The sequence below is a fragment of the Stenotrophomonas sp. TEPEL genome (assembly GCF_004348785.1).
GTDB lineage: Bacteria > Pseudomonadota > Gammaproteobacteria > Xanthomonadales > Xanthomonadaceae > Stenotrophomonas > Stenotrophomonas indicatrix.
On the sequence record NZ_QQXJ01000001.1, the window covers coordinates 2,147,743 to 2,163,594 of the forward strand.

Sequence of the window (15,852 nt, forward strand, 5' to 3'; positions counted from 1 at the left end):
GGCCGCGCCTGGTGGCGCGGGATTCATCGGTTGCCTTGGCCGCTGCACATCGACAGTCCGCCTGGGTAGTGGGGTCGCACGGTACTGCCGTGCGAGGGGGTCATTCGGCGGCGTTGTCTCCACCGGCCGGCGGGCCGTCGGCGGCGCTGCGGTCGGTCACGCCATACAGCTCGTGCAGCGCTGCGTGGAAGGACGCAGGCAGCATCGGGCCATGGCCCAGGCCCGGGAACTCGCGGTACTGCACGCTCAGCCCCGGCACCTTGCCCAGGCGCTCGGACAGCTGCATCGCTGCGTCCGGAGTGGCGCCACCAATGCGGCGCAGATGCGCGACCACGCGCGGATTGCTCATGTCGCGCTTGCCACGGTCGCCGACGCGCTCGGCACCGCCCAGCATCAGCCACACCTTTGCTGGCTGGCCATGCACGTTCTGCACGAACTGCTGCTCGATGTCACCCAGCGGCGCCCCCTGGCTCCACCACAATGACGGGCTGGCACTGAGGTAGTACTGGAAGGCGGCCGGACGGGTGTACAGGCTGCTGAGCACGAACAGGCCGCCCAGCGAATGGCCCCACAGGGCCTGCTGCTGGCGATCGATGGTGGCGCGGCGTTCCACTTCGGGCTTGATGCGGCGCTCGATCATGTCCAGGAAGGCCGCTGCGCCGCCGCCGACAGCCTGCGTCGTGCCGCTTTCATCATCGGCGCGATCGATCCATGCGGTGTAGTCGCGGGTGCGCGACGCCGAATCGATGCGCAGGTCGTTGTCGTAGCCGATCAGCACCAGGACCGGCGGCGCCTTGCGTGCGGCCAGCTCGGCCAGCAGTCGCTGGTCCAGCACCATCGCCACGGCGTTGCCGTCCAGTGCGTACAGCACCGGCGATGGCGCCTTGGAGGCCTTGGCCGGAATCGCCACATTCACCCGCCAGCGGCGCTGCTGGTCGGGGCTGTCGATCACGAAACGCTCGAAGCGATAGCTCGCCGCCGGTGCATCGAGCACGGTCTGGCCCATCTTCTGCAGCGGATTGCGTTGCTGCGCGTATGCGTACGGGGTAGCCATGAGCAGGCCCATCATCAAGGCGGCCAGGCCGGACAGCAGCGGGCCACGGCGCGGAGGCAGGACGGAAGACTTCATCAGTGACGGCGAAAGCGGCACACGGCCACCGGTTCACAAGGGACCGCAGTCTACCTTAAACGCGAATGATTATCACATCGATCAAACGTCACGCTGTGTATCACGCGCGCGACAGTGCGTACGCCAGCGCTTGCACCGGAAGTCCGGGTTCATCTACTTTGCCTGCCATCGGGGCGCAGGAATCGCCCCGCCCTTGCGGGTGCCTGCCTGGCCCCTGCCCATCAGCTCCACAACCGCCATGGGATCGGATCCCATGATTGTGAGAACCCCTTGAAGCACAAAGCACTGATCGCACTCGTCGCCGGCCTTCTCGCCCCGCTGGCCGGCCATGCCGCGCCGAGCCTGGCCGGGCTGTATTCGGCCTATGAAGAGGCCGGCTATTCCTCCCTCGGGCTGGAAGAACTCAACCAGACCGTGCAGTTCACGGCAGTGAGCCTGGGCGCCTCCAGCAACCTGCAGGGCGAGCCGGTCCTGGAGGCGGGCGATGAGGATGGCCAGGTGCTGGCCCGCCTGACCGCCTCCGACGACGAGCAGAACGCCAAGCTTGCAGCGATGGAGGACGGCGTCACCTTCACCGCCAGCTGCACGCTGCAGTTCAGTTCGGGATCGGACTATCTGGCGTTGGGCGACTGCGTTCTGCAGTAATCAGCTTGGCACTGCTGACAGCAGCGCAGAAACGACGAAGCCGGCCCTGGACCGGCTTCGTTGCATCGGGCCGAAACCCGTTGACTCAGGGGCCGGCGGGCACCGGACCGTAGGGGTTGTCCTGCGGCGTACCCGGCAGCAGCGCAAAGATCAGGATCACCACGCCACCGCCCGGCACCAGCGCCAGCAGGTACAGCCACCCTGACTGGTTGCAGTCATGCAGGCGGCGCACGGTCACCGCGATCAGCGGCACGATCGTGGCCAGCCAGAGCGCACCCACCAGTGCCACCGCGCCGATCGTGATCCCGGCCATCCAGCTGGAATCGGCTTCCAGCACGAGGCCGGCAACGAGCGCCACTGTCAGCGCAATCACGCATACCGCGGCCCCCGCAAGCAGCAGGAACAGCTGGAACATCCAGTACTCGCGGCGGTTGGCGCGGCCCTCGAACTGGGCATAGCGCTTCAACGGCAGAATCATTTCCTGCACGGCATTGTTCCTTGAAAAACAAGCCGCGCAGTCTGCCAAATGCATGCGGGCGGGGCAATGCGCCGCCTAGCCACACGCAGATGACTACGCGCCCTTGGCCGCCCTCGCCGCCTCGCGCTCGGCACGCAGCCGGTCGAGTTTTTCCTTCAGCTTGATCTCCAGCCCGCGCGGCACCGGGTTGTAGTACACCCGCTCGCCCATCGCATCGGGGAAGCCGGTCTGGTCCAGTGCGATGCCGCCCTCGGCATCGTGGTCGTACTGGTACTCGGCACCGTAGCCCAGCTCCTTCATCAGCTTGGTCGGTGCGTTGCGCAGGTGCAGCGGCACTTCTTCGGTACCACTGTCGCGCACATCGGCCTTGGCCTGGTTGAAGGCGGCATAGCCCGCATTCGACTTGGCGGTGCTGGCCAGGTACAGCACCAGCTGGGCGAAGGCGAGCTCGCCTTCCGGGCTGCCGAGCCGCTCGTAGATGTCCCACGCTTCCAGCGCCATGCTCTGCGCGCGAGGATCGGCCAGGCCGATGTCCTCGATGGCCATGCGGGTCAGCCGGCGCGCCAGATAGGACGGATCGCAGCCGCCGTCGAGCATGCGCGTGAGCCAGTACAAGGCGGCATCGGGATTGGAGCTGCGCACGGACTTGTGCAGCGCCGAGATCTGGTCGTAGAACTGCTCACCGCCCTTGTCGAAGCGGCGGGTACGGTCGGCCAGCACCTGGATCAGCGTCTGCGGGGTGATGCGCCCGCCCTCGCTCGTCGTCGGAGGCGGTCAGGCGGGCCAGCACCTGGCTCTGGCGCGACCTCGATGCGCTCCTCGCCGAGACCACGCTCACGGTCACCCAGCGCACGTTCCAGCGCTTCAACGATGTCGGTTGGCGAGACACCTTCCAACACGTGCACGCGGCAACGCGACAGCAGCGCCGAGTTCAACTCGAACGACGGGTTCTCAGTGGTGGCGCCAACGAACAGGATGGTGCCGCGCTCGATGTGCGGCAGGAACGCATCCTGCTGCGCCTTGTTGAAGCGGTGCACCTCGTCGACGAACAGCACGGTGCGGCGACCTTCAGCGAAGCGCTGCGCGGCCTCTGCCAGCACCTGGCGCACCTCCGGCAGGCCGGACAGCACCGCGGAAATGGCACGGAATTCGGCGTCGGAGTATTCAGCCAGCAGCAGCGCCAGCGTGGTCTTGCCGCAGCCGGGCGGTCCCCACAGGATCATCGAATGCACACGCCCGGATTCGACGGCGCGGCGCAGCGCGCTCTCTGGCGCAAGCAGACGCTTCTGCCCGACCATCTCATCCAGGGTGCGGGGGCGCATGCGCTCGGCCAGCGGGCGCATGTGTTCCCGATCGACACTCAGCAGATCGGGTCCGGGGAATGAAGTGGAGCGATGTCTTGGCACGTGCCCATTGTACCGCGAGAGCGTGCCAACCAAGGTTGGCACCCACCAAGGGCGATGCCGATTAACACCCACCAGAGCAGGTAGCGCCGGGCCATGCCCGGCGGGCCGGAGCTCTGCGGCAATCGGTAGTGCCGGCCGCTGGCCGGCAGATCAAAGCGTGTCAACCAAGGTTGACACCTACCAAGGCGGTGCCGGTTGACACCCACCAGGGCCGGTAGCGCCGGGCCATGCCCGGCGACCGCGATCAGTTGCCGATGACGTCGGTACCCGCCGGCGGCGTGAAGCGGAAGGTGTTGGCGGCGAAGCTCGGGTTGCGCTTCCAGCCGCTGAAGCTGATCACGGTGCGCTGACCCACGGCGTCGGTGATCTCCATCTTCGCCAGGCCCTGCGCGTTGAAGCCGAGCGCGGCGTACTGGAAGCTGGCTTCGGTCTCGCGCTTCGGCGACAGCGACAGCCACTGCAGGCCATCGCGGGTGGCGGCCTCTTCGCTCACGTCGTACTGCTGCTCCAGCAGTGCCGGGTTGATCAACGCGGTCAGCGGGCTGTTCTGCTCTTCCTTGCCCTGCTCGCGCACGGTCGCCTGCTCCAGGTCCGGCTCGAACATCCACACCTTCTTGCCGTCAGCCACGATCAGCTGCTCGTGCGGACGCACGTATTCCCAACGGAACAGGCGCGGTGCCGACAAAGCGACGCGGCCGCTGGTGGATTCCTTGACCTTGCCGCGGCTGTCGAACACCTGCTGGCTGAACTGCCCATCCAGGCCCTTCAGGCCGGTGGTGAAGGTCTTCAGGTCATCACGGGCGCCGGCCCAAGCGCTGCCGGCGGCGGCGCAGGCCGCGGCCAGGGTGGTGGTGGCAAGGAAACGACGGAGGCGGAGATTCATGCAGGGATCCTGTGGGCGCGCGGCCAGGAAGGTTGGGTGCCAGTGTGCCCGGTAAAAGATGAATGGGCGATCAGGACGTCATTATGACGCCCTGATCGCTGATCGGCGATTCAGCCGCCGCCTGGCAGCTTGCCGTACAGCACCTGGCCACGGAAGCCGCGGCGTACCTCGCGGAACAGTGCGCGGAACGCGGCATAGTCCTGCGGCTGGCACAGCGCCTCGGCGCCGCGCACCGCGTTCTGCTGCAGGCGGTGATGCACGGTCACTTCCTGGCCCTGCCGGCTCCAGTCGACCCGGTACTCGCCCGCCGCATTGGCAAACCGCTGGCTGCGCGGAATCGCGATGATCGGGGCATTGGCCGGGAACTGCAGGCGATAGGTTTCCTCGCGCAGGCTGGCATTGCAGTAGAACGGCGTCTCGTTGTCCGGCGCCGAGGCCGTCGCATACAGGCCGCGTACCGACTCACCCCCCGGCGGATCGGGAACGGCCATGCCGCCGGCCACGTCGAAGTCCACGTAGTCCTCGGCCTGGAAGGCCATGCGATAGCCAAACGGCCGGGTCAGGTCGACCGGCACACCCTGCAGCTGCAGCTGGCCGCGGCCATCGAAACCGGACGCGGCCATGATCGATTCTTCAGCGCGCGCCCGGTTCTGCGCATTGAGCTGGGCGAACTGCGCGCGCATGCCGATCTCGGCGTTGTCGCTCAGCTGCGGCACTGTCTCGCCACGCAGGTTGCCCTGCGCGTCGAAGGTGAAGCGCACCTCCATCACCGTGGCGTTACGCTGCGGATCATTGGCCGGCGTGCGCGCCAGGGTGGCATCGCGGGTGTGCAGCACCGGTGCGCCAAGGTCACCGTCGGGCAGCTGGCCGAAGCGCGCCCAGGCACTGGTCGAATCCAGGTACAGGTCGAACTCGGGCACGTAGGTGATGGCGTGGTTGAAGCGGCCCAGCAGCGGAATCTTCGGCAGCGTCGGGCCGCCACCGGCACCGATCAGCACCGGCGAACTGGTGATGCCCTTGGCCGCCAGCAGCGCCTCGAGGATCGTTACGTGGTCCTTGCAGTCGCCATAATGGTTGTCGAGGATGCTCTGCGCACTGTTCGGCTCCAGGCCGCCATTGCCCAGGTACACCGCCACGTAGCGGATGTTCTGCGCCACCCAGCGGTACAGCGCATCGGCCTGCGCGCGACGGTCGCTGATGCCGGCGGTGACTTCATCGGCCAGCGCCTGGATCTCCGGGGTGACCCGTGCGGCCGGCCCTGCTTTCAGTTGGTAGGCGCGGCCCATCTGCGCCCAGTCGCGATAGGTGCTGGCCATGATGTTCGGCCCGAACTCCCACACCGCCGCCGACCAGTTCTGCGCCTGCATCGGCTCGCGGCGCTGGTAGCGCCAGCGCCATTGCGCCTGGCCGTTCTTCACCATCGGTCGGTCACTGCCCTGCACGCCACGGCTGTCCACGAACATGGGCAGATTGGCTGGCGCGCTGAGGGTCACTTCGGCATCGTCGTACTGGGTGAACACATTGAAGGTTTCCCACAGCCCGAAGTAGCCCGGGAAATAGGGCGTCAGCTGGGTCCGGCGCACCTGGTAGAACAGCCGCGTGCCCGGCGCCAGGTTCGGGAACACGATCACCCGCACCTTGCGGTCGGCATACATCGCCGCCGAGGCACTGGAATAGCTTTCCTGGGTGTAGATGCGGTCGGCCGGCACTTCGCGGCGCTGGCCGTCGGCGGTCAGCGTATAGGCGTTGACCACATCCAGCGTTTCCATTTTCTCGCTGTAGCTCAGCCGCACCTGGCTGAACTGCTCCACCGCTGCCTTGGTCTTGAGCAGGATCTCGTAGGTTTCGGTCTGCACGTTGCCGGCATCGGCGCGCACCTGGTAGTCGGCGCGATAACGTACAAAGCTGAAGTTGTTGCTGGCCTCGGCATCGCTGCCGGTGGACGGCGGCGCGACTGCGGGTACAGCCGTCGCGGCGGCGTCGGCCAGCGCCGGGCCGGCTGCCAGCAGGCAGGCCAGCGCCAGCGCGCAGGAAACGGGGTGAAGCATGCGTCGGTTCCTTGGACGTCGGGAGTGCGGCAGGGCTTGGCTTACTTCGGCGGCGGTGGTGCCAGCACCGTGCGGTCGCCGTTGTGCTCGGGCGGACTGACCACACCGGCCGCTTCCATGGCCTCGATCAGTCGCGCCGCGCGGTTGTAGCCGATCTTCAGGCGACGCTGCACACCGGAAATCGACGCGCGGCGGGTCTCGGTGACCACGCGCAGCGCTTCGTCGTACAGCGGGTCGGACTCATCGCCGCCGCCGGAACTGGTCTCCGGCAGGCCGGTCGCACCGACCACCACGCCATCGCCCATCGTCTGCACTTCGTCCAGCACGCCGTCGACATAGTCGGCCGGCCCCATTGCCTTGAGGTGCTCGACCACGCGATGTACTTCCTCATCGGACACGAAGGCGCCGTGCACACGCTCGGGCATCGCCGTGCCCGGCGGCAGGTACAGCATGTCGCCGTGACCGAGCAGCGTCTCGGCGCCGGACTGGTCGAGGATGGTGCGCGAATCGATCTTCGAGCTGACCTGGAAGGCGATGCGGGTGGGGATGTTGGCCTTGATCAGGCCGGTGATGACGTCCACCGACGGGCGCTGGGTGGCCAGGATCAGGTGGATGCCGGCCGCACGCGCCTTCTGCGCCAGTCGCGCGATCAGCTCTTCGACCTTCTTGCCGACGATCATCATCATGTCGGCGAATTCGTCGATGAAGATGACGATGAACGGCAGCGTCTCCAGCGGGCGCGGCGCCTCGCCCAGTTCCGGGTTCGGCTTGAACAGCGGGTCCATCATCGGCTGGCCGGCGTCCTGGGCGTCCTTCACCTTCTTGTTGAAGCCGGCCAGGTTGCGCACGCCCACCGCGCTCATCAGCTTGTAGCGGCGCTCCATCTCGGCCACGCACCAGCGCAGGCCGTTGGCGGCCTCCTTCATGTCGGTGACCACCGGCGCCAGCAGATGCGGGATACCCTGGTAGACGCTCAGTTCGAGCATCTTCGGGTCGATCATCAGCATCCGCAGGTCTTTCGGCGACGCCTTGAACAGCAGGCTCAACACCATCGCGTTGACCGCCACCGACTTGCCCGAACCGGTGGTACCGGCCACCAGCAGGTGCGGCATGCGCGCCAGGTCGGCCACGGTCGAGCGGCCGGCGATGTCCTTGCCCAGGGCCAGGGTCAATACGCTGGCCGACTTGTCGTACTCCTTCGAGCGCAGCAGTTCGGACAGGTAGATCATCTCGCGGGTGACGTTGGGGATTTCCAGGCCGATCACCGACTTGCCCGGGATCACATCGACCACACGCACCGACTTGACCGACAGGCCGCGGGCGATGTCCTTGTCCAGCGAACTGATCTGGCTGACCTTGATGCCCGGTGCCGGCTCGATCTCGAAGCGGGTGATGACCGGGCCGGGGTTGGCGCCGACCACCTGCGCTTCGATACGGAAGTCCTTGAGCTTGAACTCGATCTGCCGCGACAGCGCGTCGAGGGTGTCCTTGTCGTAGCCGATCGGCTGCGGCTTGGGATCATCCAGCAGGGCCAGCGGCGGCAGGTCCGAGCCGTCGCCATTGACGCCACGGAACATCGGGATCTGGTTGTCGCGCTTGGCCCGGTCGCTCTTTTCAATCACCGGCTCCGGGCGCGGCTCGATCTTCACCGGTTCGCGCTTGGCGCGCACTACGGCATCGGCCTTGCGCACTTCCTGGCGCTCCTCGCGCAGCGCACGGGTCTGCTGCCATTCGGTGGCCTGCTCCTTCTTGCGCTCCAGCAACGGTGCCAGCGACATCACGCCGCGGCCGATCTTCTCCATCACCACGAACCACGACAGGCCCGTAGCCAAGGTGATCGAGGCCAGCAGCAGCACCAGCACGAACAGGTTCGCGCCCAGCGCACCAAAGCCCACGCTGAGCGAATTGCCGACCAGCTTGCCGAGGATGCCGCCGGCACTGGAAACATCGCCACTGAACAGGCGCACGTGCAGGAAACCGGTGCCGGCGATCAGGAAGCCGACCAGGCCGACCAGCCGCAACGCGGGGTCCAGATCGTTCTCGCCCTTGCTCTCACGCTTGAGGCCGAACATCGCGATCCAGGCCAGCGCGCCCAGTACCACCGGCAGCAGGAAGGCGATGTAGCCGAACAGCTGCAGCAGCACATCGGCGATCCACGCGCCCGCGCGGCCGCCCATGTTGTGCACCGGCGCAACCACGCTGCCGGTGTGCGACCAGCCCGGATCGGTGGCTGAATAGGTGAAAAGACTGGCAGCCAGGTACAGCAGCGCCGGCGCGATGGCGATCAGACCCAGGTCGCGCCACAGGCGCTGACGGCGTGGGTTGTCGGTCGTGGCCGCTGCCGCCGAGCGACGCGATGCCTTTTTGTCGTCGGACCTGGAGCGTTCGGGGACCTGCTTCGCCACCTTAGACCATACCTTTGGAATGCGCTGTTAGTGTTTGATAATAAACGAGACGGCGTCAGTTTTCAGTTATCCGTTGCCGCGCGAGCGAGGACGGGGCCTGAAACCGCCCGTGGATGGCGCTGTTCTGTTCATCGGCTTGAATCGCCCTGCCCCAGCCGCCACTCTATGACCAGCCAAGGATGCCGTGCAAACATCGCCGCGCCTTGTCCCATCTACCTTTTCGCGAGTCTACATGAGCACCAGCCTGCCCTCCCGCCACCAGCGTCTTGTCATCCTCGGTTCCGGCCCGGCCGGCTGGACTGCCGCCGTCTACGCTGCCCGCGCCAACCTGAAGCCGGTCGTCATCACCGGCCTGCAGCAGGGTGGCCAGCTGATGACCACCACCGAAGTGGACAACTGGCCGGGTGACGCCCATGGCCTGATGGGCCCGGACCTGATGGCGCGCATGCAGGCCCACGCAGAGCGCTTCGAGACCGAGGTCATCTTCGACCATATCCATACCGCGGACCTGTCGCAGCGCCCGTTCAAGCTGATCGGCGACAGTCACGAATACACCTGCGACGCCCTGATCATCTCCACCGGCGCGACCGCCAAGTACCTGGGCATCCCGACCGAAGACGAGTTCAAGGGTCGCGGCGTCTCCGCCTGCGCCACCTGCGACGGCTTCTTCTACCGTGACCAGGACGTGGTCGTGGTCGGCGGCGGCAACACCGCCGTGGAAGAAGCGCTGTACCTGTCCAACATCGCCCGCAAGGTCTACCTGGTCCATCGCCGCGACACCCTGAAGGCGGAAAAGATCATGCAGGACAAGCTGTTCGCCAAGGTTGAAGCCGGCAAGATCGAAACCGTCTGGCACCACCAGGTGGAGGAAGTGCTGGGCAACGAGGCCGGCGTGACCGGCGTGCGCGTGAAGTCGACTCTGGACGGCAGCACCCGCGACATCGATGCCCACGGCTTCTTCGTGGCCATCGGCCACCACCCGAACACCCAGCTGTTTGACGGCCAGCTGGCCATGAACAACGGCTACCTGGAAATCCGTTCGGGCCTGGGCGGCAACGCCACCCAGACCTCGGTGGAAGGCGTGTTCGCCGCCGGCGACGTGGCCGACCAGCACTACCGCCAGGCGATCACCTCGGCCGGCTTCGGCTGCATGGCCGCACTGGACGCAGAGCGTTACCTGGATGCACAGGGCAAGGCCAGCTGAGAAGCGAACCTGCTTCTGTAGAGTCGAGCCATGCTCGACTGCGACAAAAGGCCGACGCGAGAGCGCCGGCCTTTTGTTTTCAGTAGCGCCAGGCCATGCCTGGCAAGTACAACACTGTGAAACCGCTTAGGTCAGGACGCAGGATTGATTGAACTCCTGATACTCCGTCACTACGCCATCCGCATCGCGTAGGCGTGTCCGCCAGCGAACGGTTCCGACCCCGTCGCCATTACAGAGCAATTCAAGCTGCACTGGCTGGCCGGGGTCCATGAATTCCTCGTCCGACGGCGTACAGTTTCCCCCCACGCAAGAGGCAACGCTCAACTCCAGCACCAGGGGATACTGGGGATTGCCTTTGAATGCGACCGGGACAAACCGAGAGGAGCGCACCGGGATCTGTACATCTGCCAGAGGATCGAGGGCCAAGGTCTCGCATGCCTTTCCGGTCGCCCATAAGCGATAGCCTTTCTCAACGCCCTTCATGGCAGCAGACCGGAAGACGGGGTCAAGAAGCGCCTTGGCATCATCCGGGTTCGTGTGAAACGCGGTCTCTACGATGATCGACGGCATGTGCGCCTCTCGATTCTCTCCTTTGTCCAGCGCATGTGGAGCAGGAGCCACCGTGAATGCCCCATGTTCAGGTAACGAGTGAATCAGCTCCTTCATCGAACATAGAACACTCTGTGCAAGGGCAGCATCCATCGGCCTCCCAGGCTGCACGATCACACGAGTGCCTCGTGCCGACCCCGAGGGCTCTCCATTGCTGTGTAGATGAATCGCCACCTCAGCCCGGTGGTGGTTTGCGAGAAGCGGCCGACTGTTGATGTCTTCACGCTCCTCCCGATCCCAAAGCGCACTGCCTGCGTACGTATTCCATATCTTTGTCTCGCCTGGATACTGCTCCGCAATTGCGTAGCGCGCAGCTATGGTCCACCACTCCTCACCACTCGGCGGATGAGTCGTCCCCATGGTCTGAACGCGCGGACGGACGACAGGCATCTGGCTCCTTTGCTCGATCACCGCCTTTAGTTCCTCGGCGTACGACGGAGTCAACAGCCCCTCGGAGACGCCATTCCACTCATCCCTCGAGGTCACCCACCGGTTGTCCTTGTAGCTGTAGAAGTACCCATGCCCGGCTGCGACGAATGCCATCCCGGAACCAGGCGTTCCACGTATCCGCCGCAGCGCCTCCCCCGCCTCCCGCGCCGCGTCGTCCGCAGCCTTTATCTCAGGAAAGTAGTGTTCGATATCTTTCCCGTCATACAGAAAAATGACACGACTGAACGGCGCCGCCTGCTCGGCCCAATGCAGCAGTCCAAAACTGATCTCGCTTCGCTGATCCTCGAACGACGGTCCGTAATCGGCAGGAAGGAAGGCCCGATCCAAGGCCACGGTCACAACACCCCTGGCGATATCTGCTGACACCTCGACCCGGCGGGTCCGCGCCTGCCCATCCACGAGACGAACCCGCTCCAGGATGTCACGCGCCTTCTGGGTCAACAGAATGTCGAGTCCTGCGTCGCGCTCTGCTGCGGCGGGAGGCGCGGCAGCCAGGACGAGGCCAGGTGATAGTGCGCCGCCCAAAAGGGCCAGCAGCACAAAAAGGGTTCTTCGGGGATTTTTCCGGTTCAACGTGACTACTCCTTGTGCGGAATGAATGCACCGCTCCTGCGGCACGCACCCAGCCTGTCCGGTGCCGCAGCGGCGTTCTTCCAACGCGCACACACCCCCAGAGAATTCAAACTTTCCTCACTCAAGGCCCGGAACAGACCAACCCGTTCCCGCCAGCACCGTTCGCATCCCACCTGCCCTATCCTTTCTCCCATGCCCACCGCCCGCTTCCTCGACTCCCTGCAGTCCGTTCCCGCCACCGCCTGGGACGCCCTGCACGATGGCCGCAATCCATTCGTCAGCCACGCCTTCCTGTCCGGCCTGGAAACCTACGGCTGCCTGCGCGAGGACTGGGGCTGGCAGCCGCGGCACTTCACCCTGTGGGACGGTGATGCCCTGGTCGGCGCCATTCCCGGCTACCTGAAGACCAATTCACACGGTGAGTTCGTGTTCGACCACGCCTGGGCCAATGCCTATGCGCGGCACGGGCGCGACTACTACCCGAAGTGGCTCGGCGCGGTGCCGTACTCGCCGGTGACCGGCCCGCGCCTTCTAGCCCGCGACGATGCGCAGCGCACCGCCCTGCTGACGGCACTGCGCGAACAGTTGCCTGTGCTGGATGTGTCATCAGCACACATCAACTTCCACACAGCGGCTGACGAAACAATCTTCGACGACGACTGGTTGCTGCGCGAGGACATCCAGTTCCAGTGGCATAACCCGGGTGACTGGGTGACGTTCGAAGAGTTCCTGGGCGCGATGGACCACAAACACCGCAAGAACATCCGCCAGGAGCGCGCCAAGGTCGGCCGCCAGGGCATCAGCTTCCGGGTGGTGCATGGCGATGAGGCCACCCGCGCCGATCTGCAGGCGATGTACCGCTTCTACCTTCAGACGTTCCTGGAATACGGCAACGCGCCAGCGCTGACCGAAGCGTTCCTGCGCCATCTGGCGGTTTCACTGGGGCGCGGGCTGGTGCTGTTTCTGGCCGAACAGGACGGCGAACCGATTGCCGGCGCGTTGTGCCTGCGCGGTGGCGACACGCTGTACGGCCGCTACTGGGGCGGTGCCACCCTGCCCGGCCTGCACTTCGAGGCCTGCTACTACCAGGGCATCGAGTACTGCCTGCGCGAGGGCGTAGCCCGCTTCGAACCGGGTGCGCAGGGCGAGCACAAGCTGGCACGTGGCTTCCTGCCCACCATCGTGCGCAGCCGGCACTGGGTAGCCGACGCGGACTTCGCCGAGGCACTGCAGGACTGGTGCCGACAGGAGCGACGCGATGTGCGGCGCTACCAGCAGGAGCTGCAGGGGCATGGCCCGTTTCGTGCGGAACCGTAGTCTCGGACTGGCTCGGATGAGCTAAGAGTACTGGCTGTAGTGCCCACTGATTCGGCAATGGTCACACCAGAACGTATAGAGCATTCCTCCATTCATCCACTGCATTAGAAAGCCGTCGTCCAAAGGAATGCGGGAATCAAGCTGCATGACAAAGAACATCGTGCGGCAACAATCGGGACAGGCCAGATAGAGGCCGCTTTGGATCCAGGATGGCAGTCCACCCACCCTGCTGTAGTTCTGCCAGCCATCCACATAACTCGGCGGTTGCCAGAACCGACCCGGAAGCTCGACCAGATCGATGTCCGCCCCCAGTAGCGAAGTCGACGTTTCGGGACATGCTCGCGGATCGAACACCTGCGTTTCATGGGCGTAGGGAAGGCCCCGCGCATCGTGGCGGAAATACACAGGATCTCCGTGGCACCAACCGGACTCTCCATTATCGGGGCAGTCCAGGCATATGCCGAGTGTCACCATCGAGAGGGTGCATGGGCCGATCAAGGCCAGCTCCAGCTCCAGCAAACGCTGCAATGGTGAGCCGCATATTCCACATCGCCCTTCCAGGCGACCGCCCATATGTGCCACTGCCTTCGCATCCCCATCCTTCCAGGTCGGATGCAAACGCTGAAGGCGGCCCTCCACGCTGGTGGATTCCGCCAGTTGCAAGCGCTGGAGCTGCGCAGTGAAACGCAGGTGCAGACCACGCGCGCCATGCAGCGCGCGTCCCGAGCCCACCTCAAGACCAGACAATCCTTCCCGTCCAATTGTTGCCCAAGGCTCATCCCGTGAACCGGATAGATCACACACGGCGTCTTGGAACTCCACCACCCCACTCATCTCAAGCGGCAGCCCGAGCAAGCCGGCAACAGACGACGATGCCCCTCTTGCCTCCTGAATCCATCGCCGGCCCACCTCAATCGGCAGCTCCCGCCAGAACGGGCCTTCTACAGGCTCATGGGCCGACAGGCGAAGGACAGCATCCCAGTCATCATGAAGCAATCCGGGGACACGATAGGCCGCCTGCGCCGCGATCTCGGCCGCCAGCCAGTGGCTGTTGCCGCTCTTGAACTCGCTCCAAGCAAACCTGCAAACCTCTGTGGCACTGTTATCCGGCAGCAACTCCGCCGCAGCCCTTAGCATCCCGCTTCTCTCCACCCGAGCCTTCATCGCCAGGATGAGCAGTGTTGAGAGGGCGGCGGGATCACGCTCAGAGAGATCGAGCATCGCAACCAATGCTCTATCTGAGCCCCCCGGCATTCGAGCCATCTCAAGCAACTCTTGAATGGCGGCAGTACAGGTCATGGCAGTCCGCCCAGGGCATGTAAACAAAAAGGGTGACTGGAAGTGCCTTACAAGGGAATGCAACAAATCTCAAAAAAGGAAGCCTTCAGGCAACCGAGGCGCTCAGGTGCACTGCCAGAAGTGCCCGCTCACCCGGCACTTCGCGCACCAGAAGCTGTACAGCATGCCGCCACTACCCCACAGCAACATGCCTTCATTGGCAGTCGGCAACGTTGAGTCCAGCTGCATCACGAAAGGCATCTGCTCGCCGCAATCGATGCACGCCGGGTAGTGCGCGCTCTGCACCCAGCTCGGTGCGCCACCCACCCGCGACAGGTTCTGCCGGTGATTGGACTGGCCCCAGTCCTGCTGCTGCCAGCGATGGCTGTCCATCGCGGCAAGACCCACCTCAGCCTGTAGCAGGTCGCCGCTATCGGTGGGATTGATCGGCACCTGGCAGTGCTGGCTGGGGTGACAGCTCGGCATGCCTTCTGCATCGTGCCGATAGAAGCGCACGGGCGGCTCTTCCCAGCCACAGCAGTCCAGGCACAGCCCAAGCGTGACCTCGCCCTCCGCGCCCGGCTGCAGCGCCGCAGCATCGGTCCGCAACAGGCGCTGCAGCGGCGCATGACAGCTGCCACACAGGGCATCCAGCAGCCCGCCCATGTGCCCCGCATGACGCACCTGGCCGCCATTCCAAGTGGGGTGCAGCCGCCAGATCCGCTTGCGCCAGGCAGGCTCTTCGGCCACCTGTGCGCGATGCTGTTCGCGCCCGAAGCGCAGGTGCAGCGGTTGCCGGCCATGCAGATGGCGCAGACGCGGGCCATCGGCCAGGCCCGCCCAGTGCGCCCAGACCTCGGCATCCACATCGCTCCAGTCGGCCAGGTAGCCACGGGCGGCGGCAAGGGTCTCCGGCTGGGTGGCCAGCAGCACTGCCTTGGCCCGCTCCAGTTCGCGATCGTCGTCTGCCTCGGTCAACCGATGCGCCCAGTCAGTCGCAACCGACGGCGGCAATGCCTGCCAGACCTGCGAGGCCAGCTGGATGTGATCCTCGATGGCGACCTCCAGCAGCGCCTCCCAATCGTCCTGCAGCGTGTGCGGCGCCTGGTAGCTGGCAAACTCCAGTACGCTGGTCAGCAGCTCGCCGCGCTCGCCGTCACGATAGCGCCGCCAGGCGTCAATACAGACCAGGGCGACAGCCTCGTCCGGCAGCAGATCCACGGCGGTGTCGAGGAAGGTGGAGCTGGGCGAGCGGCGGTCCAGCGCCCGCAGCAGCAGCGCGCCAAGCTGGGGACGGTCTTCGCTGGCCAGGGTCAACAGCATGGCCAGGCTGTCATTGCGTGTGCGCGGCGCATCGTGCGCATCGAGGATGGCGGTGATCGGATCGCTCATGCAGGGCTCCTTGCCGGTAATGCGTGATGGTGCCA

At 65.4% G+C, this 15,852-nt stretch carries 11 protein-coding genes and 1 pseudogene; 3 read left to right on the forward strand and 9 right to left on the reverse strand.

Annotated features, from left to right (window positions below; all coding sequences use genetic code 11):
- Window positions 1–100: 100 nt before the first annotated feature.
- Complete coding sequence (locus tag TEP_RS09675) at window positions 101–1,129, reverse strand: alpha/beta hydrolase-fold protein (RefSeq protein ID WP_132825148.1); 1,029 nt, start codon at window positions 1,127–1,129, stop codon at window positions 101–103.
- A gap of 270 nt (window positions 1,130–1,399) precedes the next feature.
- Here TEP_RS09675 and TEP_RS09680 point away from each other — a divergent pair, with 270 nt between their 5' ends.
- Window positions 1,400–1,774 carry a hypothetical protein gene (locus TEP_RS09680; protein ID WP_088099885.1) on the forward strand — a complete coding sequence of 125 codons (375 nt, stop codon included), beginning with the start codon at window positions 1,400–1,402 and terminating at the stop codon, window positions 1,772–1,774.
- Between the two features lie 85 nt (window positions 1,775–1,859).
- On the opposite strand, the gene TEP_RS09685 is transcribed toward TEP_RS09680, so the two are convergent.
- The 5 genes and pseudogenes from TEP_RS09685 to TEP_RS09705 all read right to left on the reverse strand — a co-directional run bounded on the left by TEP_RS09685 (window position 1,860) and on the right by TEP_RS09705 (window position 8,994).
- Entirely contained in the window at window positions 1,860–2,261 is a 402-nt protein-coding gene (locus tag TEP_RS09685; protein ID WP_025877228.1) for a DUF805 domain-containing protein, read from the reverse strand.
- Between the two features lie 84 nt (window positions 2,262–2,345).
- Window positions 2,346–3,595, reverse strand: a pseudogene (locus TEP_RS09690) (replication-associated recombination protein A).
- Window positions 3,596–3,902: 307 nt separating this feature from the next.
- Window positions 3,903–4,541 (reverse strand): outer membrane lipoprotein chaperone LolA, encoded by a 639-nt coding sequence (lolA, locus tag TEP_RS09695; protein WP_132825149.1) that lies wholly within the window; start codon window positions 4,539–4,541, stop codon window positions 3,903–3,905.
- A 110-nt stretch (window positions 4,542–4,651) separates the two neighbouring features.
- On the reverse strand, window positions 4,652–6,589 hold the full coding sequence (locus TEP_RS09700; protein ID WP_132825150.1) for a DUF3857 domain-containing protein: 1,938 nt from the start codon (window positions 6,587–6,589) through the stop codon (window positions 4,652–4,654).
- A 41-nt stretch (window positions 6,590–6,630) separates the two neighbouring features.
- A complete protein-coding gene (locus TEP_RS09705) occupies window positions 6,631–8,994 on the reverse strand; it encodes a DNA translocase FtsK (RefSeq protein ID WP_132825151.1) in 2,364 nt (787 codons plus the stop codon).
- Between the two features lie 232 nt (window positions 8,995–9,226).
- On the opposite strand from TEP_RS09705, the gene trxB reads away from it, so the two are divergent.
- On the forward strand, window positions 9,227–10,198 hold the full coding sequence (gene trxB, locus TEP_RS09710) for a thioredoxin-disulfide reductase (RefSeq protein WP_099818427.1): 972 nt from the start codon (window positions 9,227–9,229) through the stop codon (window positions 10,196–10,198).
- Between the two features lie 126 nt (window positions 10,199–10,324).
- Here the strand turns inward: trxB and TEP_RS09715 are convergent, their stop codons facing one another.
- Window positions 10,325–11,830, reverse strand: coding sequence for an N-acetylmuramoyl-L-alanine amidase (locus TEP_RS09715; RefSeq protein WP_132825152.1), 1,506 nt, complete (start codon window positions 11,828–11,830; stop codon window positions 10,325–10,327).
- Between the two features lie 192 nt (window positions 11,831–12,022).
- Here TEP_RS09715 and TEP_RS09720 point away from each other — a divergent pair, with 192 nt between their 5' ends.
- Window positions 12,023–13,147, forward strand: a complete 1,125-nt coding sequence (locus TEP_RS09720) for a GNAT family N-acetyltransferase (RefSeq protein WP_132825153.1) — start codon at window positions 12,023–12,025, stop codon at window positions 13,145–13,147.
- A gap of 21 nt (window positions 13,148–13,168) precedes the next feature.
- On the opposite strand, the gene TEP_RS09725 is transcribed toward TEP_RS09720, so the two are convergent.
- A complete protein-coding gene (locus TEP_RS09725) occupies window positions 13,169–14,446 on the reverse strand; it encodes a hypothetical protein (RefSeq protein ID WP_240790677.1) in 1,278 nt (425 codons plus the stop codon).
- 102 nt (window positions 14,447–14,548) lie between these two features.
- Complete coding sequence (locus TEP_RS09730) at window positions 14,549–15,817, reverse strand: hypothetical protein (protein WP_132825154.1); 1,269 nt, start codon at window positions 15,815–15,817, stop codon at window positions 14,549–14,551.
- Window positions 15,818–15,852 lie beyond the last annotated feature (35 nt).